We start from the raw sequence: 24234 nt of genomic DNA on the forward strand, positions 1-24234 counted from the left end.
TTCGGCCGTTCAAGGACAATCAGTCAATCATCGGCAACAGCGCGTCAACGCTGGCTTTGGCATCGCCATACAGCAGCCGTGCGTTGTCTTTGTAGAACAACGGGTTTTCGATGCCGCTGTAGCCCGCACCCTGACCGCGCTTGAGCACGACCACTTGACGCGCTTCCCAGCAGCGAATAACCGGCATGCCGGCGATCGGCGAATTCGGATCATCCATTGCAGCTGGGTTCACGGTGTCGTTTGAGCCGATCACGATGGCGACGTCGGTGGCCGCAAAATCATCGTTGATTTCGTCCATTTCCAGCACGATGTCATACGGCACCTTGGCTTCCGCCAGCAACACGTTCATGTGGCCTGGCAGACGGCCGGCGACCGGGTGAATCGCAAAGCGCACGGTTTTGCCGCGCGCAATCAGGCGCTTGGTCAGCTCCGATACGGATTGCTGGGCCTGGGCCACGGCCATGCCGTATCCAGGGATGATGACCACGGTTTCGGCGTCGTTGAGCAAGCCGGCGACGCTGGCAGAATCGGTCGCGATCTGCTCTCCTTCGACTTCCATCGCCGGCCCTGTGGCGCCACCGAAGCCACCCAAGATCACACTAATAAATTGGCGATTCATGGCCTTGCACATGATGTACGACAGGATAGCCCCGCTCGAACCGACCAAAGCACCGACCACGATCAGCACATCATTGCCAAGGGTGAAGCCAATCGCCGCCGCCGCCCAACCCGAGTAAGAGTTCAGCATCGACACCACCACTGGCATGTCAGCGCCACCGATGCCCATGATCAGGTGGTACCCGATAAAGCCGGCGATAACCGCCACCAACAGCAGGCTCAAAACGCCGGCGCCATTGAAATAGCCAATCGCGATCAGCACGGTTAGTGCCAGCGCGCCTGCGTTCAACAGGTGGCCACCCGGCAGTTGCTTGGGTTTGCCATCGACATTGCCAGCCAGTTTGGCGTAGGCAATAACCGACCCGGTAAAGGTCACGGCACCGATAAAGATACCGACCACGACCTCGCCTTTTAGGATCGCGATTTCGGCCGATGTCTTACCGGCTAGCTTTGCCGCAAACCCAGTCAGTTCGTCCAGCGCACCTTGCTCGGCGATCAGCTGTTGAACCAGTGCCAATTCGAGCTGTGCATTGATGCCAATAAACACCGCCGCCAAACCGACAAATGAGTGCAACGCCGCCACCAGCTGCGGCATTTCGGTCATCTCGACCTTGGCTGCCAAATGGCGGCCAATGAACGCGCCGACAATCATGCACAGCGCCAACACCGCGTAGTTGCCGACGCCGCCGCCGAACACGGTCGCCGCGACCGCGACGGCCATACCGGCAATGCCATACCAGACCGCGCGCTTGGCCGATTCTTGGTTACTCAGTCCACCCAATGACAGGATGAACAGCACAGAGGCCGCAATGTAAGCGGCCGATTGAATGCCATAAATCATCTGTCTCTCCTCAGGACTTCTGGAACATAGCGAGCATACGACGGGTCACCATGAACCCACCGACAATGTTAATCGTTGCAATCAGGACCGAGATGCCGGCCAACAACAACACCCAGACCGAGTCCGAACCGACTTGCAAGACTGCGCCAAGAATGACAATGCCAGAAATCGCATTGGTCACCGCCATCAGCGGCGTATGCAACGAATGCGAGACCTTCCAAATCACTTGGAAACCGATAAAGCAGGCCAAAACGAATACGATCAGGTGCTGCATGAAGCTGAGGGGGGCCACCATGCCCAGCAACAGCATGACGGCACCACCGGCCAATAACCAAGACACCTGACGGCGGGTGTCGGCCTTAAATTCGGCGACCTCGGCGGCTTTGCGCTCGTCGGGGGTCAATTCGACCGGTTTTGGTTTTGCAGCCTGGGCCGCGATCGCCTTAATTTTCGGCGGCGGCGGCGGAAAGGTGACCGCGCCCTGGTGCGCAGCCGTTGCGCCACGGATGACGTCATCATCCATGTTATGAACGATAACGCCGTCTTTGGCCGGGGTCAGATCGGACAGCATGTGGCGCACGTTGTTGGCATACAGCGTCGAGCTTTGAGCGGCCATCCGACTGGGGTAATCCGTGTAACCAAGAATGGTGACGCCGTTGTCGCTAGTCACCACCTTGTCCGCTTCGGTCAGGTCACAGTTGCCGCCACGCTCGGCCGCCAGGTCGACAATGACACTGCCCGGCTTCATCGCCGCAACCATGTCCGCCAACCACAGTTTGGGCGCGTCACGGCCCGGGATCAGGGCCGTCGTAATGACGATATCGATGTCACGTGCTTGTTCGCGGAAACACTCAAGCTGTTTTTCGCGGAATTCAGGGCTGGACGGGGCTGCATAGCCGCCGGTCGCCGAGCCGTCTTGCTGGTCTTCGAAGTCCAGCAATAGGAATTCGGCACCCATCGATTCGATCTGCTCGGCCACTTCCGGGCGCACGTCAAACGCACGCACGATCGCGCCCAAGCTGGTAGCGGTTCCGATCGCAGCCAATCCGGCAACACCGGCACCAATCACCAAGACCTTGGCCGGCGGCACTTTGCCGGCGGCGGTGACCTGGCCGGTAAAGAAGCGCGGGAAGTGATTGCCCGCTTCGATCACAGCACGGTAGCCGGCGATATTCGCCATCGAGGACAGCGCATCCATCTTTTGAGCACGCGAAATACGCGGCACCATGTCCATCGCAATCAGGCTAGCGCCCTGCTCGGACAAGGTTTGCAGACTGTCGAGGTTTTGACCCGGGTAGTAGAAACTAATCAGGGTGTGACGCTCACCCAAGCGAGCCGCTTCGTCGGCGCTAGGTGGCCGTACTTTGATCAACACATCGGCCGTCGCCAGCAATTCGTCCAAGGTTTCAACAACCGTGACGCCAACCGCGCGGTAGGTATCATCGTTAAAACCCGCGCGCAATCCGGCGCCGGTCTGAATAGAGCACTCGTGCCCAAGCTTTTGGATTTGGACCGCGCTTTCCGGCGTCAGCGCAACACGCGCTTCGCCTTCAAACGTTTCGGTCGGACATGCAACAATCACAATGTTCCCCTACGTAAAACAACACAACGAGCGGGAACATTACACATTACACGCGTCTCAACAAAGCTGTTTTGACGATAACATCAGTGAAGGGGCGCGTTGCACCGCTAGTAGGTGCTTAGAAAATGGTGCCCGAGGCCGGACTTGAACCGGCACGCTGTTACCAGCGAGGGATTTTAAGTCCCTTGTGTCTACCAATTTCACCACTCGGGCGGTGAAGGCCGGCGATTCTGCCACAATCGCCGGACGCTGGCTACGGGGAGTTTGTTCCCATTAGAAAGGGCCATGCGGCGCGCAGGTACTGGACCAAACTGTGCAGGGTCAAGATTGCCGCGACGACCAAGATACCCAGGCCGACCTGGGCCAAAATGCCCTGATCTGAGGGGAATGCCAGCAGCCACCCAATCGCGATCATCTGCATAGCCGTTTTCAGCTTGCCGACCCATGACACCTTGACGACGCCGCGGGCGCCCATCTCGGCCATCCATTCGCGCAGCGCACTGACCAACACTTCGCGGCAAATGATCACCACCGCCGGCAAGGTCATCAGCGCCTTGTCCCAATGCTCGATCAGCAAGCCCAGGGCCACGGCGACCATGACCTTGTCCGCGACCGGGTCCAAAAAGGCCCCGAACGGTGTCTCTAAACCGTTTTTACGGGCCAAATAGCCGTCAAAGAAGTCGGTTAGTGCGGCCAGCGCAAACAGCCCTGCGCAGGCCCAACGATGGCCGGGAAAGGGCAAATACCACAACAACACCAACACCGGCACCATGCCCAGACGGGCCAGGGTCAAAATATTTGGGAAATTCAAAACAGCTACGACTCTCCATGCAGCGCGGCGTAAACCACACTGGCCAATTTTTGGCTCATCCCCGGTGCACTCGCCAACTCGTGCAGTCCGGCACCCTGTATTTCACGTAACCCACCAAAATGCCGCAGCAGTTGCTGGCGGCGCTTGGGTCCGACCCCAGCAATCCCTTCTAGAGGACTGGTGATTCGGGCTTTGCCACGCGCTTGACGATGTTTAGTTATCGCAAAGCGATGAGCCTCGTCCCTAATATGTTGCAACAAATGCAGGCCTGGTGCATCACTTGGAGGTCTAATAGGCAAATCATTACCCTCGACATGCAACCATTCCATGCCCGCTTTACGCGTGGGGCCCTTGGCGATACCCAACAATTTCACCTGGTGCAGGCCCAATTCAGACAGCACATCGCGGGCCTGGGTGACTTGCCCGGGCCCGCCGTCAATCACCAACACGTCCGGTATCGGGATTTCGCCACCTTTAACGCGATTGTAACGACGCTCCAATGCCTCGTGCATGGCCGCGTAATCATCCCCCGCCTTGGCATCGCGAATGTTAAAAACACGATAATCGCTTTTCAGCGGACCCTGGTCGTCAAACACGACGCAACTGGCGACCGTAGCCTCGCCCTGGGTGTGGCTAATATCAAAGCACTCCATCCGCACTGGCAATGTGTCCAGCCCCAATATTTCGGCCAGTGACTCGCGCCGGCGGTTCATGTCCAACCGATTGCCCAAATGGCCACTCAGGGCTTGGCTGGCGTTGTCCCGGGCCATTTGCATCCAGCGTGCCCGAGTCGCCCGAAAGCGATGGCCGACCTTGACGGACTGCCCGACCGCCGCCGCCAACACCGACGACAGCCAACCCTCATCACCAACCGGATGGCTGAGCAGCACCTCGGACGGCACTGAATGCTGGCCTTCGCCCAGATAGTATTGCGGCACAAAGGCTTCCAACAATGCCTCCGGCTCCTCGTCCAGACCGCCGCCGGGCCAAAACTCGCGGTGGCCCAACAGCCGCCCGTCGCGCACCACCAGTAGGCTGATGCACGAAATACCCGGTCGCGATTCAATCGCAATCACATCAACATCACCGTAATCCGTGTCTACGCCCTGCTGTGACTGCATTCGGCGTAATCGACCCATCTGATCGCGATAACGTGCCGCTTGCTCAAACTCCAGGGCCGCAGCGGCGCCATCCATTTTGTCCGTTAGATTGTCAATCAACACTTGACTACGGCCGTTCAGGTACAGCGCCGCGCCGGCCAGATCTTCGGCGTACTGGTCCTCGCTGATAAGGCCCACGCACGAGCCGCTGCAACGCTTGATCTGGTATTGCAGGCACGGCCGCGAGCGATTACTGAAAACACTGTCTTCGCACGAGCGCAGCTGAAAGGTTTTTTGAATCAGATCAATGGTATCGCGGGTACCGCCGCCGGACGGGAATGGACCAAACCACATGCCCTTGCCCTTCACCCGACCACGCCGAAAGCGCACCGCCGGAAAAGCCTGACGGGTATCGACCCATATAAATGGGTAGGATTTATCGTCACGCAAGCTGATGTTGTAAGGCGGTCGGTGGGCCTTAATCAGGTTGTGTTCTAATAGCAGCGCTTCGGTTTCGTTGGCCGTGACGGTGACTTGGATGTCGCGTATGTGGCTGACCAAGGCCATGGTTTTGGTGTTCAACCCGGAGCCACGAAAGTAACTGGACACCCGGTTTTTCAACTTTTTGGCCTTACCGACGTACAGAATGCCGCCGTCGGCGTCGAGCATCTGGTAGACACCCGGTTTCATTGGCAGGCTTTTGAGAATTCGTTTCGGATCGAAATCAGTCATGCCCGCTAGTATGCCACCGCCGTCTACACAGAGCTTGCTTCAATCCAGCCCTGTTGCAATGCGAATTTAGCCAACTCCAAGTCGGTGTCCAGCCCCAGCTTATCCATTGCACGCTGGCGATAGGTGCTGACCGTTTTATGGCTAATGAACAGCTGCTCGGCTATCTCGCGGTGGCGCATACCGGTCATCAGGTAATTAAGGACCTGGTACTCGCGCTGGGTCAGGCAATCGATTGGCGATTGGGTCAGCAACTGTGCCTGGGCGATTGCGCGCGACAGATAAGGAGTTTGCGCGGCCGCACAGCCCAGCGCCTCGGCCAAATCCGCCGCGCAAACGGCCTTGTCGACAATCACGCGCACGCCCTGCTCCATCAACCAGCGCGCAACCTGGGGTTCCACCATCGAGCTGAACACCAGCACCCCGATGTGCGGGTAATGACGGCGCAAGCGACGAATCGTCTCGATGCCGCCAATGCCAGGCATTTTCAGATCAACGATGACCAAACGGGCCGTGTTGGATTGCAGCCACGCCAGGCCTTTTTCACCGTCGGCCGCCCAGTGCTTTAGCCGGTAACCCTCCGGCAAGATTGAGCTGACGCCCTCGGCGACGACCGCATGGTCTTCGATCAATAGTATGTCCATGGTTGCTCCTGCTCCGATGCAGCACCCTAGCAACCTGACGCGTCGGCTGAATTAGCCTAGGGCGCTAGCCCTACCCTTTAGTGTCACCAAAGAATCCAAGCAAAGAGTGCCGCGCTCAGCGCAACCCGATACCAAACGAACACCATCATGCCGATCCGTTCGATCAGGCCGACGAACACGCGGATGCACGCAAACGCGGCCAAACACGACACCAACGCACCCAGACCCAGGTCCGACCAGTTAACCGCCCCCCCCGAGTCCAGCGCCTCTTTGGTCAGCAGCAAGGCGGCGCCGGCGATAATCGGGATGGCCATCAGAAACGAAAAGCGCGCCGCATCCGAACGCGACAACCCGAGTAACAGCGCCGCGGTCATGGTCACGCCGCTGCGCGACGTGCCCGGCACCAACGCCAACACCTGAGCCAAGCCAATACCGACTGCGATCGCCAAGGTGACCTGGACGCCACGCTGGCGGCCCTTACGGTCAGCAAATCCCAACGCCAGTGCGAAAACCAGGGTGGTGGTGGCAATGACCCACGGCGCCCGCGTCCAGCTTTCCAGCCAGTCCCCTAACACCAACCCGGCGACCACCGCCGGCAGCGTCGCCACTGCCAATAACATGACCTCGGTTTGGGCGGCGCCGGGGCGCCACATTTGACGCGCCAAACGCATCAGATCGGCACGGTAAAACGCCACCACGGCGACCAAGGTTCCGACATGCACCGCGATATCAAAGGTCAGGCCCTGATCCGGCCACCCCAGCAGCGGCGACACCAACACCAAATGGGCCGAACTGGAAATAGGCAAAAACTCAGTGAGCCCCTGAACCAGCGCCAGCGTAATGATTTGAATCAGTTCCATGCTATTTACTCAGCGGCGACGGCTGGTCGACGCGCTTCTTCCAATTGACGGTCTCGCGCAGGTACACCGGCACCAGCGTTTCCGGTGTGCAGTGTGGCAATTCAGTGAGATAGGCCTGCCAGCCAATGCAGACGGCGCCGGTGGCGACGTCGGTCGCGGCCAAATCAACCAGGGGCCAGCCGTCACCCAAGGGCTGGGCGTTGGGCGCCAACACCAGCGCCTGAGCCGACATCAGGCCGGGCGCCGACACCACCTCCAGCTGATCGGTCACCTGGTAGCAGCCGCTGTAAACTTCGCCCAAGCGCGCATCGAGCGCGACCTGCCACAAACCCGGTCCAGCCTGGAGTGCCATCAGCGCCATTGAGTCCATGGCTTTCAGTGTCACCGGTCCACCCAGCGCAATGCCCTGGGCGCTGGCCACCGCGACGCGACTGCCGGTGAATGATCCCGGCCCGACCCCGACACCCAGCGTATCAATGTTAGCCAAGGTCAGATTATGCGCGCCCAGTAACGCCATCACGGCCGGCATCAAACGCTGGTCATGACGACCATCGGGCTCGCTGGCGTAAAAGTAATGCTGGGAATCGATTTTAAGCTGAAGCCAGCAACGTGCGCCGGCCGCTTCAATAATTAGGCTGTTCAAAAGGCGTTAAGCGTCGTCCAGTGCGGTCTCGCTGAAAGTGCCAACCGACGCGCCAGAGTCTAGCGTACTTTCGGCAGCGATTTCAGCGCAGCGCAGTAACCGCTCCGCATTGCCGGCATGTTCGGGGAATACCGCGACGCCAACCGCCACCGGTAGGCTTTGATCCCGCGCCAAGTCACTGGCCAACCGACGGGCTAACTCTTGGGCGCCAACCAAGTGGGTTTCCGGCAGCATCAATGCAAACCGGCGCTCGCCAACACGCGCCAATAAATCCACGTGCCGCGCATAGCTTGCCAAACGGTGGCCCAAGGATTGGGTGCCGGCACTGTCAATTAAGCCGTCCCCGGTGACCGTCAGGGACAACACGGCCAGGCTACGATTAAAGCGGGTCGCCCGTTCGTGCTCGTCACGCAAGCGGCGAACAAACCCATTGCGACTTAGTAACCCCGTTGTGCTGTCGACCAGTGCAAGGTGGCTAATACGCTCTGCCTGCAGTGCAAAGGCGTCACTGACCTCGGCGATTGCCGGCTGGATCGGTGCGGGCACGCGCGGCATTGAGCCGCTGTTACCCTGAGCGAGGGCCGTTAGCCAGGCACCCAATTGCGACCACGAGCTGCGATCCTCGGTCGCCCAGCGAATCCACAGCGCCGGGAAAACGACTAACGAACAAACCAAACAGACAGCGCCCAACCATTTCAGCGAAATAGGCGCAATCGCAACGACCACGATCGCGCTGAGCACCGCGGGCACAATCGCACTTGAAAATAACGCCAGCATTCGCAGGTTCGTCATACCACCTCTATTCCAGCCGCAATAAAAGGCCCGAAGCTAAGCGTTGTGAAGGCCTTCCTGCGCCTGCCAGACACATTCACCGAGCACTTTAAACTTGGCAACGGTCATCGCGTTTTTCTTCGATTGCTGGATTTGATCCAGCACCGTTTCTCGGTTTAAAGCGTACAGGTGGGTGGTGGCGTATGACTCGTTCATCAGTACCAGAAGTACGTGAGTCCAATCCCCTGCGGCATTGATCGAGCCGATCCGAGGCGCACTCTTAGCACCGCCAAATAAGGCGCGGCTTTTGATTTGAAAACGGAAGTTTTGGTCAGTGGACACCAGATCAATGCCGGCTATGCCTTCGGCGACTTCGTGCAGATTAAGCAATCGCGCTGCATCGTACAGCGCGATCTCGGACCCGACCGGCAGCGATTTGCCAGTCGATTCTCGAAAGTCACTGGCCAACTGACGGGCTTGCTCCATCAGCAGGTCGATTTTATAGGGTTGGCCTACCGGGACATCGCTCATACACGGATGATAACCCGCACGTGCGCCATGTCCACGACCCAATGTGCGTCGCCGGGCTAGGCCGTAACTTCCAGCGCACCAAACACGCGCGAGCGAATCGCATCAACGCTGCCGACACCCTCGACACGAACCAAGTCCGGCGCATCCGCCGGCTGGTCAACGCCCCAACGCGTGTAAAAATTGACCAGCGGCGCGGTTTGGCTGTGGTACACCGACAAACGCTTGCGGACCGTGTCCTCATGGTCGTCTTCGCGCTGAATCAAAGCGTCCCCAGTGACGTCGTCCCGGTCTTCAACCTTCGGCGGATTAAACACAACGTGATAAGTACGCCCCGAACCCGGGTGCACGCGGCGCCCACTCATACGACTAACGATTTCTTCGTCTTCGACATGAATTTCAATCACTTTATCAATCGCCACACCGTTTTCACGCAGCGCCTCGGCCTGCGGAATCGTCCGCGGGAAACCGTCAAATAGGCAGCCATTGGCACAATCCGCCTCGAGCAAGCGGTCTTTGACCAGACCGATGATGATGTCGTCCGACACCAGCCCACCGGCGTCCATAATCTTTTTGGCAGCGACGCCCAGTGCACTGCCGGCCTTGACCGCCGCACGCAGCATGTCGCCGGTTGAAATCTGCGGAATGTCGAACTTTTCACAGATAAATTGAGCTTGCGTGCCCTTTCCTGCGCCCGGCGCGCCTAGCAAAATGATTCTCATGGGTCGTGGTGCTCCTAAAATAATGACGTAAACATACCCCCTGCCCGCGCAACCTCAAGTCAACTTTGGGCGGGGGTCCTGGCTTATCCTGTGTTGCGCATACCCGCAGCGATGCCGGCCATTGAGACCATCAAGGCGCGCTCCGTAGCACGCCCCGGGTTACCGTCGGCTTGACGCGCACGCAGCATTAACTCGGCCTGCAAAAAGTGCAGCGGATCGGTGTACGGATCGCGCACCGCCAACGAGCGGGCAATTGAGGGCACGGTATCGAGTAGCGCCGGCTGTTGCTTAATGTCATTGATGACGGTGATGACATGAGCCAAGCGATCACGCAGCTGTTGACCCAATGTCAACGACGAATCGTTGGTGCACAGGCGCTCCTCGTAGTAAGCGGCGATGTCGCTGTCGGTTTTCGCCAGCACCATTTCGAGCATATCGACGTAGACGCGGAAGAACGGCCAATCGCGCACCATGTCGCGAATGCGCTCGGCATCATCGCCCTCCATGGCACGGCCCAAGGCCTCATCGCTGCCCAACCACGCCGGCAACATCAGGCGGATCTGCATCCATGCAAAAATCCAAGGAATGGCGCGCAGCGATTCAACACCACCACCGGCCTTGCGCTTGGCGGGGCGCGAGCCGAGCGGCAACCGCGCCAACTCACCTTCCGGGGTGATTTCACGGAAGTACGGGACAAACTCGGGGTTGCCACGGATCACGCCACGGTAGGCCTCGACGCCTTCTTTGGCCAACCGTTCAATCAGCGCACGGTGCGCAGGTTGAGGTGCCGGACCCGGTTCCATGGTGGCCTCTAACATCGCGCCCAGGTAAAGCTCCAAGGTTTGACAAGCGATCTCGGGCAACCCAAATTTGTAGCGAATCATCTCGCCCTGTTCGGTCACCCGGATGGCGCCCATGACGCTGCCCGGAGGCTGCGCCAAAATTGCTTGGTGTGACGGCCCGCCGCCACGACCGACCGTGCCGCCACGGCCATGAAACAGGGTTAAGTGGGTGGTATTCAGGCGGCACACTTCGGCCAGTTTTTCCTGGGCCTGATACTGCGCCCAGGTCGCCGCTAGGGTACCGGCGTCTTTGGCGCTGTCGCTGTACCCGATCATGACTTCCTGGCGCGCACCGATGCTGTCTCGGTACCAGGCATTTGCCAACAGTTGGTTGATGACGCTCGGCGCGCGTTCCAGATCGTCCAGGGTTTCGAACAGCGGCGCCACCGGCACTGAGTGGACGACACCGCATTCTTTCAGCAGCAACTTCACCGCCAACACGTCGGATGGCTGACGTGCCATCGAAATCACGTAGCTGTGGATCGCATCGGCATGCGAATCGGCGACCACACGGCAAGTTTCCAGGACCTCGTAGGTGTCGTCACTGCCGCGCCAGTTGGGCGGTAACAACGGACGATTCGATTGCAATTCGCCGAGCAAGAACGCTTGTTTCTTGTCTTCGTCCCAGGCGCGGTAGTCGCCCAAACCGACAAACTCACACAGCTCCGCTAAGGCCTGTGTATGACGGTCCGATTCCTGACGGATATCCAGCATTACCAGGTTCGGGCCAAAGGTCGCCGCACGCCGGATGGTGTCCAGCAAGTAACCGTCGGCGATCACGCCCATGCCGCGCTCGTGCAACGAGCGATAGCACAGCGTCAGCGGCTCCAAAATAGCCGCTTTGGAACGCAAATTCGAACACACACTGACCGGTTTGCCGTCGCGAATGGCTTCAATTTCACTTCGGATGTCGCGCATCTGCTGACGCAAGGGGCGCAGGAATACACGGTACGGCTCGCGTTGGTCGCCTACCTGAGCGCGCATTTCGTCGTTACACGCGTCCATCGACAGGTCCTGGATCAGGCGGTTGATGTCGCCCTCAAACAAGTCCGCCGCCATCCAGCGCGCCAAGCCCAAGACCTCGCGGGTGACCCGGGCCGTGACGTTGGGATTGCCGTCACGGTCACCGCCCATCCAGGATGAAAACTTGAACACCGAGGCGTCAATCGGCAACGGGTGGCCCGTAGTCGCCTGCATGTGCGTGCTGATGTCACGCAACACATCCGGCACCGCGTTCCACAAACTGTTTTCAATCACCGCAAAGCCCCATCGGGCTTCATCCACTGGGGTCGGCCGTTGACCACGGATTTCATTGGTGTGCCAGCACTCGGCGATCAATCGTTGCAGTCGCCGGCGCTGGTGATTGGCCTCGCGCGGGGATAAATCGCCGCCATCAAGCGCGCCCAAGCATTCGGCGATGCCTTCGTATTTTTGGATCAGCGAGCGACGCACCACTTCGGTCGGGTGCGCGGTCAACACCAGATCAATCGACAGTTTTGGGATGGCCTCGGCAATCTCGGCGCCGCTGTGGCCCTGGTCCATCAGTCGCGTCATTGCCGCGCGAATCGAATCCTCACCTAACAGCAGGCCGTCCTCGGCCGTGTTTTGACGGTGGTACCGCACCCGATGGTGTTGTTCCGCAATATTAGCCAGGTTCAAAAACTGGGTGAATGCGCGAGCGACCTGAACCAGGTCGTCACCGTCTAGCTCTTGCAGGGTTTGCTGGAGCGCCGTGCGCGCGGCCTTGTCACCCGCTCGGCCTTGCTTAGCCAGCGACCGGATGGATTCAATTTGGTCAAGAAAAGGTTGGCCTAGGTGTTCGGCCATGGCGTGCCCGAGTGCATCGCCTAACTGCCGCACGTCATCTCGGAGCGCGGGGGACATTTCAGTCACAGTAAAAATCCGTTTTTAAAGGTGGGGAGCGCACCAATTAACCAGATCGCGCCGGACCTTGCAATTCACGTCGCCGACTTGGCACGCGACCAGCGGGCCTCGAGCGCATCCGTATCAAGCCCCTCAAGCGGGCCTTGCGACTCCATATGGGCAAATCGCGCCTCAAATTTCCGATTCGCGCCGGCCAGTACCTGCTCCGCATCCAGCCCTGATTTACGTGCGTAATTGACCAAGGTAAACATCAGGTCACCCAGCTCATCGGCGCGCTCATCGGGGCTTGTGGCGGCGTCTAGTTCGGCCAGTTCTTCACTGATTTTATCGCGCACGCCGTCCAACGAAGGCCAGTCAAACCCAACCCTGGCCGCCCGCGCTTGGATTTTTTGTGCACGCTGAGCCGCCGCCAGCGCCAACGGCACATCATCCAACAGTCCGCCCTCGCCGCGCGCCGCGCGCTCGTCGGCTTTGCGTGATTCCCAAGCCGCATTGACCTGCGCTTCGGTCAGGTGCGTCGGTTGGCCAAAGCTGGCGCGGGTGCCATCGGGCCAAACATGGGGGTGGCGCCGGACCAGTTTTTCATGCAGCCCCGAGGCCACATCAGTCAGCTGAAAGTGCCCAGATTCGTGCGCAATTTGACTAAAAAATACCACCTGAAATAGCAAGTCGCCTAACTCCGAGCGCAACTCAGCCCAGGCGCCGCGTGATGCTGCATCCTGAACCTCGTAGGCCTCCTCGACCGCAAACTTGGCCAACGAAGCTAGGGTTTGACGCCGATCCCACGGACAGCCGTGGGCCGGGTCACGCAGCTCGGCCATTAAGCCCGCCAAGGCCGGTAAATCAACTGCGCTCACGGCGAGCCTCCAGGACGTAGGGCAATTGGGACAGGCGGGTCAATACGCCGGACAGCCGCGACAGCCCCTCGACTTCTATCTGCAGGCGCATGGTGGCACTGCCATCGGAGCGATCCGACTGGGTATTGACGGCCAACACATTGCACCGCTCGCCCGCCAACACATTGGACACATCGCGCAGCAGTCCGGTCCGGTCCATGGCTTTGACGTACAGATTGACCGGATACGCACGTTCAAGGTTGCCCCATTGGATGTCGACAATACGTTCCGGCTCATTCGCGTTGAGGTTTTCGAACGACGGGCAATCGGCGCGGTGTACGGACACACCGCGGGCTCGGGTGATATACCCCTTGACCCAATCACCTGGTACCGGTTTGCAACAACTGGCCAAGCTGGACGCCAAGTTATCCACCCCATCGATGGTGATGGAGCCTCGCTCGGCACGGGACGCATGCTCTCCCAGTGGTAGCTCGTCCGGCTCGCCGGACGGGTCCGATTCCTGGTGGTAACGATGGACCGCACCAATGGCCTGCGACAGTTTAATGTCGCCGGCACCCAGCCCCACGTAAAGTTCGTCTTCAGTTTGCAGTCCCAAGCGTTCGGCCAGCAGTGCCGGCGGCGGCGCCACCAGGGCCAAACGGCGCAGTTCGACCTCTAATAGCTGACGGCCTTCTTCGTAATTTGCATCGCGATCCTGAAGACGAAACCAGGCTTGGATCTTTGAGCGCGCCCTCGACGTTGTCACAAAGCCCAGGTCTTGGTTCAACCAGTCCCGGCTTGGCTTGCCTTCCTTGGCCGTCAGAATCTCGATCTGGTCGCCCAACCCCAAGCGATAGGTCAGCGGTACAATGCGGCCGCCGACCTTGGCACCACGACAGCGGTGACCGACCTCGGTGTGGACCTTGTAGGCAAAGTCCAACGGTGTCGAGCCGCGCGGCAAATCAACCACGTCGCCAGCCGGCGTAAAGGCGTACACACGGTCATCCGAGGTGTCGTTACGAAAGGCTTCTAACAGGCTTTCGGTGTCGCCCATTTCGTCGTGCCAGGCCAATACCTGGCGAAAAAACTCAACTTTTTGCTCATAGCTACCGGGTTTTTCGTCGGTGTCGTGGCCCTTATAGCGGTAGTGCGCACAGACACCGTACTCGGCTTCATCGTGCATGCTGTGGGTCCGAATCTGGACCTCGACCACCTTGCCCTCCGGACCCAGCACAGCGGTATGCAGCGAGCGATAACCGTTGGGCTTGGGCTGCGCGATGTAATCGTCAAACTCGCCCGGCAGGTGCTTAAAGGCGGCGTGAACCATGCCCAGGGCGGCGTAGCAATCGCGCGTTTCATGAACCAGCAAACGGATCGCGCGAACGTCATAAACCTCATTAAATTCAATGTTCTTTCGGCTCATCTTGCGCCAAATACTGAAGATGTGTTTGGCGCGCCAGCTGATGTCGGCATCGATGCCGGCTTGACTCAAACTGTCGCGCAATCGTTGGACCACATCTTCGATGTAATGCTCGCGTTCTTGGCGCCGCTCGGCCAGCTGTTTGGCAATCGCCTTGTATTCATCGCTGCGCAGGTAGCGAAACGCCATGTCCTCCAATTCCCAGCGAATTTGGCCGATGCCCAAGCGGTGCGCCAACGGCGCATACACATCGATAATTTCTTGGGCGACGCGTTGGCGGTGGGCCTCGCTGTGGTCTTTAACAGCGCGAATCACGGCGGTTCGCTCGGCCAACTTTAAAATCGCTACACGCGGGTCGTCGACCAACGACACCAGCATCCGACGAATGACGTCTAGCCCCTCTTCTTTGCCGCCAATGGCGCGCACGTCACTGAGGCCTCGGTCGCCAATCACACGCATCCGCAGAGTGTCAGAGACCAAGCGTCGGGCCACCGCACCGAGGCTAAATTCGACCTGGTCACAGCTAATTTTACCCTCTCGAACGCTGCGATAGACCAAGGCGGCCAACAAGGTTTCGATGTCGCCGGAAATGGTCGCGATCACAGTCGCCATCTCGAGCCCCAATTTCAGGCTGTCCAGACCGTCCCACTCATCCAGTGGCGAGGGTTGCTCGGCCGCAACCTGGATCATGTCCAGGGCGGTGCTCAGACGCGCATCGTCAAACCCCAGTTTACGCCACTGACTCAGCCAATACTGGCTGTCGTCCAAACGCTCACCGTCCAGGGGATGTGCAATCCGAGTTTTAACCATTGAGGTCCTCGCGAACAAAGGCCGCCATCGATTCGACGTGGGCGGTGTGTGGAAACATGTCCATAATCCCAGCGTGGGTCAGGGTCCAGCCGCGTCCACGTAAAATGGCGATGTCTTTGGCCAGCGAGACGGGGTTGCAGGACACGTACACAATCTTTTCAACGCCGTCTAAGTTCAACGCCGCGAGCACGTCGCCGGCACCGCTGCGTGCGGGGTCCAGCAAGATTTTATTAAAACCGCCGCGCGCCCAGGGCTTGTCGTCGATCGATTCAGTCAGATCCGCCGCATGGAACTCGACATGCTGCATGCCGGCGCGCTGGGCGTTTAACCGCCCCCGCTCTGTCATCGCTTCATTGCCCTCGACCCCGACCACGTGGGCCGCCGTGCGTCCGATCGGCAAGGTGAAATTACCTAAACCACAGAACAAATCTAAGACCCGGTCGCTGGACGTAAGTTCCAACAAATCGAGGGCTTGGGTCATCATCTGGTGGTTCATCGGCGCATTGACCTGGGTGAAGTCATGCGGGTGGAATAGCATTCGCAGCCCGTACTCCGGATGCTCGTAACTGAGTAACTCCGGGCCCGTCAGCGGGTAGATGCGATGGGTAGTCTCGGGACCCTTGGGCTGCAACCAGATCTGGTAGCCAAAGCGCTTGCCCAACTCAACCAAGCGCGCCTGATCTTGCTGGGTCGGCGGGTCCAACACGCGAAATATAAGCGCCACCGCTTGGTCGCCACAGGCCACTTCGATCTGGGCAATACGGTCTTTGATCGTAGTTTGGCGAATCGCCGCGGCGATGTCCTGCAGGTGCAGACCGACCCGCGGATCCAGCACCTGACAGTCGTCGATCACGGCCAGAAAACCACTGGCGGCCTCGCGGAAGCCAACCAAAACGCGTTCTTTAGCGGCCACCCAACGCACGCCCATGCGGGCTTTGCGGCGATAACCATGGTGCGGGCCGCGCAGCGGCGCCAGGGTTTGTTGCGCTTGAGTACCGCCGTGCTCGCTAATCAAGTCATCCAGCACACCGGCCTTAAAGGCGACTTGAGCGTCCGGCGCCCAGTGCTGCAGTGCACAGCCACCGCAGTTATTGAAGTGCGCGCAAATCGGCTCTACGCGTTCGTCGCTGGGGTTGGCGACGGCCATGGCGCGACCCTCGCCATGGCCTTGCCAGCGATTGTGCACATGCACTTCAACGCGCTCACCGGGCAGTGCATTGCCGACATACACCACGCGCTCATCATGTTCGACCACCGCGCGCCCTTCTTGGGTCAAGCGCAGCACGTCAGCTTCAAAGGGGGCCGGCATTTTTTTGCGGCGAGGGGCTTTTCGTTTGGCCATTAGTTTGGGAACACTCCAGTGGATAGGTAACGGTCACCGCGATCGCAAATAATGGTGACAATGGTGGCGCCGGGGTTTTCGCGCGCAATTCGTAGGGCGCCTGCGACCGCACCGCCGGCACTGATGCCACAGAAAATGCCTTCCTGGGCGGCCAGCTGGCGGGTGGTTTCTTCGGCTTCGGACTGGGAAATATCCAGCACACGGTCAACCCGTTGCGGTTCAAAGATAGTCGGCATATAGGCTGCCGGCCAGCGCCGTATGCCGGGAATGTGCGACCCTTCGTTAGGTTGCAGCCCGATAATTTGAACACTGGGATTTTGCTCTTTCAGGTAACGCGACACGCCCATAATCGTGCCCGTGGTGCCCATGGACGAGACAAAGTGGGTGATTTCGCCGCCGGTGTCACGCCAGATCTCGGGCCCGGTTGAGTCGAAGTGGGCCTGTGGGTTACTGGGGTTAGCGAACTGGTCCAGAATAATGCCCTCGCCCTTGGCCTGGAGCGATTCGGCCAGGTCACGCGCCCCTTCCATGCCGTTGGACACCAAGATCAACTCCGCACCAAAGGCTTTCATGCTGGCGCGCCGTTCGACACTTAGGTTGTCCGGCATCACGAGGCACATACGATAGCCTTTAATCGCCGAGGCCATGGCCAGTGCAATACCGGTGTTGCCGCTGGTCGCCTCGATCAACCGATCGCCTGGTTTGATCCGGCCACTGCGCTCGGCTTCATTAATCATCCACAGCGCGGCACGATCTTTGACACTGCTGGCAGGATTATTACCTTCCATTTTGCCCAGCACCGTCACTCCGTCGGGTGCTAAACGTTGCAAACGCACCAACGGCGTGTTGCCGACCAATTCTTCTAGAGTGGGGTAGTTCACGCAGATCTCCTTTGCAGAGCGACATTATTGCCAGCTCAGGTCGTAAAGGCGATACCTGTGACCAATGGGATCAAAAAATTGGCCGCGGGATACTGCCGCCATGACTCGATTTACCGTCCAACCACGCCCGACCCCGTCCCGGTATGCACGCGCGCCCAGCCTATGGCGATTGACGCAAACGCTAAACCGCGCCGATGCTAGCGAACGGCATGCTTTGGACGCCATGGAGGTGGCTCGGCGGCGACTGCAACAAACTCGCCACGACGCGCGCAACTTAACCATTGCCGCGCGCCGGCTGATCGAAGCGGGCGATCACGGCGGCGCCGTGCACTGCCTACAGGCGCTTGAGCAGTGGTTCACCCGCAGCGAACGACCGGCGTTACCACTGCGCCAACAGCTGCACGCCCTGGCCGCCTCATGGCGCGTGCTGTGCCGCCCCCAGGTAACGGTGTCGATTGCGGTGTCGACGTCGGTCGATGATTGGCCGGTGGCGCAGCAAGTGGCCCTGATCGCCGCCGACAATTTGATGCGCAATGCGATCGCCGCAACCCGCCGCGGCACGGTCCGTTTGCAAGTCAGTCAGTCGAACCGCTGGCTGCGATTGACCGTGATCGACACCGGACCGGGCTTGGGTGCCAGCGATCAACAGGGCCTCGGCATCGGCTTGGATTTACTGCGCAGCTTGCTGGACGAATTCGATGGCGAACTTGCAATGAACAGTCGCCCCACGGGGGTCTGGGCCCAGGCTCGCTACCCGATACGTGCGCGCGCTTGAGCATACTCAGCGCCTAGCCGCGCCACCAACTCGGCCACACTCGGCGTGTCATCAATGCCGCCGACGCCGTGGCCGGCCGACCATAGCGAGGTCCAGGCCCTGGCGCCGCCTGTCGGGACGGACAATTCCTGCCCCAGGTCAACCGTTTTACCGCCCCATTTCGCCGAATCCAAGCCAGCCGCTCGCAACGACGGAATCAAGAAGTTGCCTGGAATGCCCGAGACTTGATCGGTGTAGGCAATATCACTGGCCTGCGAGGCGATCACCATGGCACGGTAATCGGCCCCGGCCGCGCTTTCGGCGCTGTTGATAAAGCGTGTTCCCATGTAGGCCAAATCTGCTCCCATCGCCCGAGCAGCCAACACGTCCGCACCGGTGTTCAGCGCCCCACCAAGGACCAGGGTGCCGTCAAAGCACTGGCGGATTTCCGAGACCAGCGCAAACGGGCTCAGCACACCAGCGTGACCGCCAGCGCCGGCGGCCACCGCAATAATTCCGTCGACACCGGCCTGCGCCGCCTTTTCAGCATGCCTGCGCGTGGTCACGTCATGCCAGACTTGGCCGCCGTAGGCGTGGACCGCCTGGACCACATCCGGGACCGCACCGAGCGAGGTAATGACAATCGGCACTTGGTGTTTGACCACCACCGCCAAGTCATCGTGCAGACGCGGGTTCGATGGGTGAACGATTAAGTTGATGGCAAAGGGTGCCGCCGCGGGGATGGCCGCCTTGATCCGCGCAATAGCGTCATCTAGCTGTTCGCTGGTGCGTGCATTAAGCGCCGGCATGCTGCCAACGATGCCGGCCTGGCAACACGCAATCACGGTCTCGGGCTGGGACAACAGAAACATCGGGGCCGCCACCACCGGCACCGCTAACGACTGATGGTCAAACATGCTTAAAACCTCAAGTGGTTGGCATGCAGTCGATCGTATTCCGCTTGTGCGCGCTGGTATAGCGCCTGGGTCAACCAGTCGGACAATTGCCCCACCGTTTGGTGTTCCCACTGAGGCATAGCCCGCAAACCGAGTTCATCCAGGCGTTTGAAATGTTGCCCGCCCATGCGCAGCAACTCGGCAGCCCAGCACAGGGGGTCTTGTTCGGGGCGCGCACCGCGCACACGCAATTGTTCACACAGCGACCACAGGCGCTCCGGATCAGTCACCTGGACCACGCTACCGGCCAGCGTCACCTGGAGCGCCTCTAGGCGGCTCATGACCGCCCGCTTTGCCGGCTCTTGGTAGCGATTCCAATCACGCACTTCGTGGGCGAAACGGCGACAGCCGCGACACACCAAATCCCCGTAAGTAGTCGAGCACATACCCAGACAGGGTGTCTTCGTTCGTAAATTCATTCGCCTATTATGGGGCACCCGGCGCCCAGACCAATGCTTTTTGTTGCTGTTAGATACTCTGGGTCTAGCATCCGCATTATTTATTCTAAAAATACGCTAGAAGCCACCGCCGCACGACCGTAAACTCGCACCATGGCTTATTTTGCAAAAAGCGCCCGCATTGCCGGCGCGACACTGATCGCTGGGCTGCTGATTGCCAGCACCTATTTCACCTCCCTGCCGCAAACCGCTTTACTGGCGCTGGGTATGATCGCCGGCATCGCGTTTTTAACCGCGTCCTTTGGCTTTGCGACGGCCTGGCGCGATTTGGTTACCGGCCGTTCAACGCGATTATTCCGGGCCCAACTACTGATGATCGGAGCCGCCTCACTGGTGATGGCGCCACTGATCGCACTGTCCCCTGACCTGAATGGGTTTGTCCGTCCGGTCGGCGTCAGCCTCCTGGTAGGCGCGTTTATCTTCGGCGTCGGCGCCCAAATCGCCAACGGCTGTTCATCGGGGTCGTTGTTTCACTTGGGCCAAGGCCGCATTCAATCAATCGCCGTACTGCTGGCGTTTGGTCTGGGCACCATGCTGGCGATCCGCGATTACGATGACTGGCTTGAAGCGCCCATTTTCTTTGCCGAATCGCTGACCCGCAGCTTAGGCCCCTGGCTAGGCACCGGACTACTGCTGGCGGGATTGGTGGCACTGTTCGCGATCGCCGGCCGCAACCCGCTGGGCTGGTTCAAGGACCCTAAATCACGACCTGTACTGATCGCCGCGCTGGTGCTGGCCGCGGTTAACCTGGGCATCTTGTTGGTCAGTGGGCGGCCCTGGTCTACCGCCCAAGGATTCGCCTTGATCGGCACCCAGCTAGACACCGCCCAAGGCTGGGAGTGGGATTTGGACTTCAGCGCATTTTGGTCGTCCGACTTGATGGCCAGCCGCCTGGAAAACCCATGGTTCATGGACAGTTTTTTGATGCCGAACCTGGGGGTTATTGCCGGCGCCATTGGCGCAGGCCTACTCAGCGGCAAATTCCACCCCGGCGCGGTCAAGGTACTTCCCTTGGCGGGCGCACTGCTGGGGGGGGTGTTGATGGGTTACGGCGCGACCATCGCCTTTGGCTGCAACATCGGCGCACTGTTCAGCGGCATTGCCAGTGGCAGTGTCCACGGTTGGATCTGGTTACTACCGGCCTTAGCCGGCAGCTGGGTTGGGGTTAAATTACGACCCGCCTTCGGCTACCCAAACGCCAGCGAAAACACCACTTTTTTTAAAGCAGCGGCGACGAGCTAACTAACAGTCCATTGGTATCCCCAGCCATAAAGTCGCCGGGGTTGATCGAGACGCCACTGAATCGCAGCGCGACGTTGGACTGGCCGACGCCGAGTTTCTCGGTCTTCATCGGATGGGTATTGAGCGCGTACACCGCGATCGGCATGCCTTCGATTTGAACCGCATCGCGAATACAGCCGTTAATCACGATCGCTTCCCAGCCATTGTCAACCGCGGTCTGGGCCAACTGATCACCGAGCATGGCACGGCGCAATGAACCTCCGCCATCCACCGCCAGCACACGCCCCAATCCCGGCTGCGCGACCCACTCGCGAACCCGAGAGTTGTCTTCAAACGCCGACACCGTGACAACCTCACCGTGAAAACAGTCATGACCGCCAAAGCTCGCAAAACCGGGGTCCAGAACCCGCACGACGTCGCCAAGACGGTCGCACAGGTCCGGGGTTAAATCGGCATGCCGATTCACGCGTTTTCCGCCAGGTGGAACCAGGTTTCCAGCACGCTGTCCGGGTTTAACGAGACCGAATCGATCCCTTCGTCCATCAGCCACTGGGCAAAGTCCAAGTGATCCGACGGGCCCTGGCCACAAATGCCGACATATTTGCCGGCCGCCTTGGCCGATTGAATCGCGCGTGACAGCAAGAACTTAACCGCGTCGTTGCGCTCGTCAAACTTGTCCGCAATCAGCCCAGAGTCGCGATCCAGACCCAAGGTGAGCTGGGTTAAATCGTTCGAACCGATGCTGAACCCATCAAAGTATTCCAGGAATTGATCCGCCAGAATTGCGTTGGACGGCAATTCGCACATCATGATGACCTTGAGTCCGTTTTCACCGCGCTTCAGGCCGTTTTCAGCCAACAGCTCAGTCACGCGTTTGGCCTCGTCAAGGTTACGCACAAACGGCACCATGACCTCGACGTTTGTCAGGCCCATTACGTTGCGAACTTTTTTCAGCGCTTCACACTCCAGCTCAAAGCACGGGCGGAAGCCTTCGTCGATGTAGCGCGACGCACCGCGAAAGCCCAACATCGGGTTCTCTTCTTCCGGCTCATAGCGACTGCCGCCAATCAAGTTACGGTACTCATTAGACTTAAAATCAGACAGACGCACGATCACGCGCTCGCCGGCAAAGGCCGCCGCCAATGTCGAGATGCCCTCGGCCAATTTATCAATGTAAAAACTAACGGGGTCGGCATAGCCGCCAATTCGGTCGGCAATCGAGTTGCGCAAGTCACTGGGCAATTTGTCGAATTCCAGCAGCGCCTGGGGGTGAATGCCAATCATCCGGTTGATGATGAATTCGAGGCGGGCCAAGCCAATGCCGGCATTCGGCAGCCCGGCAAAGGCAAACGCCCGGTCCGGGTTACCCACGTTCATCATGATCTTGAATGGCAACGCCGGCATGTCCGAGACATTGCGTTTAAGGTGGTCGAATTCGAGCAGACCCTCGTAGACAAACCCGGTGTCCCCCTCCGCACAGCTAACGGTTACCTCGGTGCCCGTGGTCAGTCGACGGGTTGCGTCACCGGCACCGACCACCGCAGGGATGCCCAACTCGCGAGCAATAATGGCGGCGTGGCAGGTGCGCCCGCCGCGGTTAGTCACAATGGCGCTGGCGCGCTTCATGACCGGCTCCCAATCCGGGTCGGTCATGTCGGTGACCAACACGTCACCCGGCTCGACCTGGTCCATATCGTCGATGCTGGCCAATACCTTGACCGGACCGCGGCCGATTTTCTGACCGATCGCACGGCCTTCGACCAAAATGGTGCCGTCACCTTTAAGCACGTAGCTTTCCATGACGTTTGAATCGGCCCGGCTTTGGACGGTTTCCGGCCGCGCCTGAACGATGTACAGCAAGCCGTCATCGCCGTCCTTGGCCCACTCGATGTCCATCGGTCGGCCATAGTGGCGTTCGATAGTCACCGCTTGACGCGACAACTCTTCGACTTCGGCGTCCGTTAAACAGAACACCTTGCGCTGCGCTTCGTCGACCTCGACCGTCTTGACGCTTTTGCCCGGGGCGTGCTGGTCGTAGACCATTTTAATCAGCTTGGAGCCGCGTGAACGGCGCAGTACCGCGGGTTTGCCATTGGCCAAAATTGGCTTTGACACATAAAACTCATCCGGGTTGACCGCGCCTTGTACGACGGTCTCGCCCAGCCCGTAGGCGGCGGTCACGAAGACCACGTCACGGAAACCAGACTCGGTGTCCATGGTGAACAGCACACCGGCCGCCCCGGTCTCGGAGCGCACCATGCGCTGGATGCCCGCGGACAAGGCGACCAATTCATGGTCAAATCCTTGATGCACGCGGTAGCTGATGGCGCGGTCATTGAATAGCGAAGCGAAGACCTCTTTGATGCTGTCTTTAATATTCTGCAAACCGCGAATATTAAGAAAGGTTTCCTGCTGGCCGGCAAACGACGCGTCCGGCAAATCTTCGGCCGTTGCAGACGAGCGCACCGCCACCGCAATGTCCGGGTTGCCGTTGCACATGGCGGCAAAGTCAGCTTCTAAAGCCGACTCAAAGCCCGCGCTGAAATTGGCTTGCATGATCCAGCCGCGAATCCGCGCGCCGACTTCGGCGAGCGCTCGCACATCTTCGATGTTAAGCGCATCAAGCTCGGCTTTGATCCGCCCAGCCAGGTCATCCTGGGCCAGGAACTCACGGTACGCATCGGCAGTCGTTGCGAACCCGCCGGGCACCGACACGCCAACACCGGACAAATTCGAAATCATTTCGCCAAGGCTGGCATTCTTTCCGCCGACTACCTCAACATCATCCATGCCTAACTTTTCAAAACCGATGGTGTATTGCATACCGCTCTCTCCATTGCACCAAATCAACGCCACGCCCAAGACAAAATATCCATGCTAGGGTGACTTCGTAATGACATTGTTAACTAAAGCCAAGATTGCTGCACGGCTTTTTGTGACCAAATTATTGAGGCAGTCAT

The 24234-nt window shown here is 59.4% G+C and carries 21 protein-coding genes and 1 tRNA gene; 2 read left to right on the plus strand and 20 right to left on the minus strand.

What is annotated here, in order from left to right; all coding sequences use genetic code 11:
* Positions 1 to 19: 19 nt before the first annotated feature.
* The 16 genes from GH975_RS07055 to cysM form a co-directional block, all read right to left on the minus strand.
* Entirely contained in the window at positions 20 to 1459 is a 1440-nt protein-coding gene (locus tag GH975_RS07055) for an NAD(P)(+) transhydrogenase (Re/Si-specific) subunit beta (protein WP_153713844.1), read from the minus strand.
* A gap of 10 nt (positions 1460 to 1469) precedes the next feature.
* Positions 1470 to 3041: a Re/Si-specific NAD(P)(+) transhydrogenase subunit alpha gene (locus GH975_RS07060; RefSeq protein WP_153713845.1), complete on the minus strand. Its 1572-nt coding sequence runs from the start codon at positions 3039 to 3041 to the stop codon at positions 1470 to 1472.
* A gap of 126 nt (positions 3042 to 3167) precedes the next feature.
* Positions 3168 to 3254 (minus strand) — tRNA-Leu (locus GH975_RS07065).
* Positions 3255 to 3294: 40 nt separating this feature from the next.
* Complete coding sequence (gene pgsA / locus GH975_RS07070; protein ID WP_153713846.1) at positions 3295 to 3852, minus strand: CDP-diacylglycerol--glycerol-3-phosphate 3-phosphatidyltransferase; 558 nt, start codon at positions 3850 to 3852, stop codon at positions 3295 to 3297.
* A 5-nt stretch (positions 3853 to 3857) separates the two neighbouring features.
* Positions 3858 to 5684, minus strand: a complete 1827-nt coding sequence (gene uvrC, locus GH975_RS07075; RefSeq protein ID WP_153713847.1) for an excinuclease ABC subunit UvrC — start codon at positions 5682 to 5684, stop codon at positions 3858 to 3860.
* Positions 5685 to 5707: 23 nt separating this feature from the next.
* Positions 5708 to 6325: a response regulator gene (locus tag GH975_RS07080; protein WP_153713848.1), complete on the minus strand. Its 618-nt coding sequence runs from the start codon at positions 6323 to 6325 to the stop codon at positions 5708 to 5710.
* A gap of 83 nt (positions 6326 to 6408) precedes the next feature.
* A complete protein-coding gene (locus GH975_RS07085; protein ID WP_153713849.1) occupies positions 6409 to 7185 on the minus strand; it encodes an undecaprenyl-diphosphate phosphatase in 777 nt (258 codons plus the stop codon).
* Position 7186: 1 nt separating this feature from the next.
* On the minus strand, positions 7187 to 7828 hold the full coding sequence (gene tsaB, locus GH975_RS07090) for a tRNA (adenosine(37)-N6)-threonylcarbamoyltransferase complex dimerization subunit type 1 TsaB (RefSeq protein ID WP_153713850.1): 642 nt from the start codon (positions 7826 to 7828) through the stop codon (positions 7187 to 7189).
* 6 nt (positions 7829 to 7834) lie between these two features.
* Complete coding sequence (locus GH975_RS07095; RefSeq protein ID WP_153713851.1) at positions 7835 to 8620, minus strand: GGDEF domain-containing protein; 786 nt, start codon at positions 8618 to 8620, stop codon at positions 7835 to 7837.
* 36 nt (positions 8621 to 8656) lie between these two features.
* Positions 8657 to 9130 carry a hypothetical protein gene (locus GH975_RS07100; RefSeq protein ID WP_153713852.1) on the minus strand — a complete coding sequence of 158 codons (474 nt, stop codon included), beginning with the start codon at positions 9128 to 9130 and terminating at the stop codon, positions 8657 to 8659.
* Between the two features lie 56 nt (positions 9131 to 9186).
* The gene (adk, locus tag GH975_RS07105) at positions 9187 to 9849 is read right to left on the minus strand and encodes an adenylate kinase (RefSeq protein ID WP_153713853.1); all 663 of its coding nucleotides are present in this window, start codon (positions 9847 to 9849) and stop codon (positions 9187 to 9189) included.
* A gap of 83 nt (positions 9850 to 9932) precedes the next feature.
* Entirely contained in the window at positions 9933 to 12575 is a 2643-nt protein-coding gene (gene ppc / locus GH975_RS07110) for a phosphoenolpyruvate carboxylase (protein ID WP_153714802.1), read from the minus strand.
* A 74-nt stretch (positions 12576 to 12649) separates the two neighbouring features.
* The gene (gene mazG, locus GH975_RS07115; RefSeq protein WP_211365784.1) at positions 12650 to 13432 is read right to left on the minus strand and encodes a nucleoside triphosphate pyrophosphohydrolase; all 783 of its coding nucleotides are present in this window, start codon (positions 13430 to 13432) and stop codon (positions 12650 to 12652) included.
* Positions 13419 to 15641 carry a GTP diphosphokinase gene (gene relA, locus GH975_RS07120; protein WP_153713854.1) on the minus strand — a complete coding sequence of 741 codons (2223 nt, stop codon included), beginning with the start codon at positions 15639 to 15641 and terminating at the stop codon, positions 13419 to 13421. The genes mazG and relA overlap by 14 nt, the downstream gene beginning before the upstream one ends.
* Complete coding sequence (gene rlmD, locus GH975_RS07125; protein ID WP_153713855.1) at positions 15634 to 16983, minus strand: 23S rRNA (uracil(1939)-C(5))-methyltransferase RlmD; 1350 nt, start codon at positions 16981 to 16983, stop codon at positions 15634 to 15636. The genes relA and rlmD overlap by 8 nt, the downstream gene beginning before the upstream one ends.
* Positions 16983 to 17864 carry a cysteine synthase CysM gene (gene cysM / locus GH975_RS07130; RefSeq protein ID WP_153713856.1) on the minus strand — a complete coding sequence of 294 codons (882 nt, stop codon included), beginning with the start codon at positions 17862 to 17864 and terminating at the stop codon, positions 16983 to 16985. Before cysM ends, rlmD begins: the two co-directional genes overlap by 1 nt.
* A gap of 100 nt (positions 17865 to 17964) precedes the next feature.
* Between cysM and GH975_RS07135 the strand changes: the two genes are divergently transcribed.
* The gene (locus GH975_RS07135) at positions 17965 to 18639 is read left to right on the plus strand and encodes a sensor histidine kinase (protein ID WP_170272583.1); all 675 of its coding nucleotides are present in this window, start codon (positions 17965 to 17967) and stop codon (positions 18637 to 18639) included.
* Here the strand turns inward: GH975_RS07135 and GH975_RS07140 are convergent.
* Both GH975_RS07140 and GH975_RS07145 read right to left on the minus strand, forming a co-directional pair.
* Positions 18615 to 19535 carry an NAD(P)H-dependent flavin oxidoreductase gene (locus tag GH975_RS07140; RefSeq protein WP_153713858.1) on the minus strand — a complete coding sequence of 307 codons (921 nt, stop codon included), beginning with the start codon at positions 19533 to 19535 and terminating at the stop codon, positions 18615 to 18617. The genes GH975_RS07135 and GH975_RS07140 overlap by 25 nt on opposite strands.
* Before the next feature lie 2 nt (positions 19536 to 19537).
* Positions 19538 to 19993 carry a DUF1289 domain-containing protein gene (locus GH975_RS07145; protein WP_153713859.1) on the minus strand — a complete coding sequence of 152 codons (456 nt, stop codon included), beginning with the start codon at positions 19991 to 19993 and terminating at the stop codon, positions 19538 to 19540.
* A gap of 132 nt (positions 19994 to 20125) precedes the next feature.
* On the opposite strand from GH975_RS07145, the gene GH975_RS07150 reads away from it, so the two are divergent.
* Complete coding sequence (locus GH975_RS07150) at positions 20126 to 21274, plus strand: YeeE/YedE family protein (RefSeq protein WP_153713860.1); 1149 nt, start codon at positions 20126 to 20128, stop codon at positions 21272 to 21274.
* On the opposite strand, the gene GH975_RS07155 is transcribed toward GH975_RS07150, so the two are convergent.
* Both GH975_RS07155 and ppsA read right to left on the minus strand, forming a co-directional pair.
* Positions 21252 to 21740, minus strand: coding sequence for a putative 4-hydroxy-4-methyl-2-oxoglutarate aldolase (locus GH975_RS07155; RefSeq protein WP_153713861.1), 489 nt, complete (start codon positions 21738 to 21740; stop codon positions 21252 to 21254). The genes GH975_RS07150 and GH975_RS07155 overlap by 23 nt on opposite strands.
* The gene (gene ppsA / locus GH975_RS07160; protein WP_153713862.1) at positions 21737 to 24097 is read right to left on the minus strand and encodes a phosphoenolpyruvate synthase; all 2361 of its coding nucleotides are present in this window, start codon (positions 24095 to 24097) and stop codon (positions 21737 to 21739) included. The genes GH975_RS07155 and ppsA overlap by 4 nt, the downstream gene beginning before the upstream one ends.
* Between the last annotated feature and the right edge of the window lie 137 nt (positions 24098 to 24234).

This window comes from Litorivicinus lipolyticus (assembly GCF_009650135.1).
Classification (GTDB): domain Bacteria; phylum Pseudomonadota; class Gammaproteobacteria; order Pseudomonadales; family Litorivicinaceae; genus Litorivicinus; species Litorivicinus lipolyticus.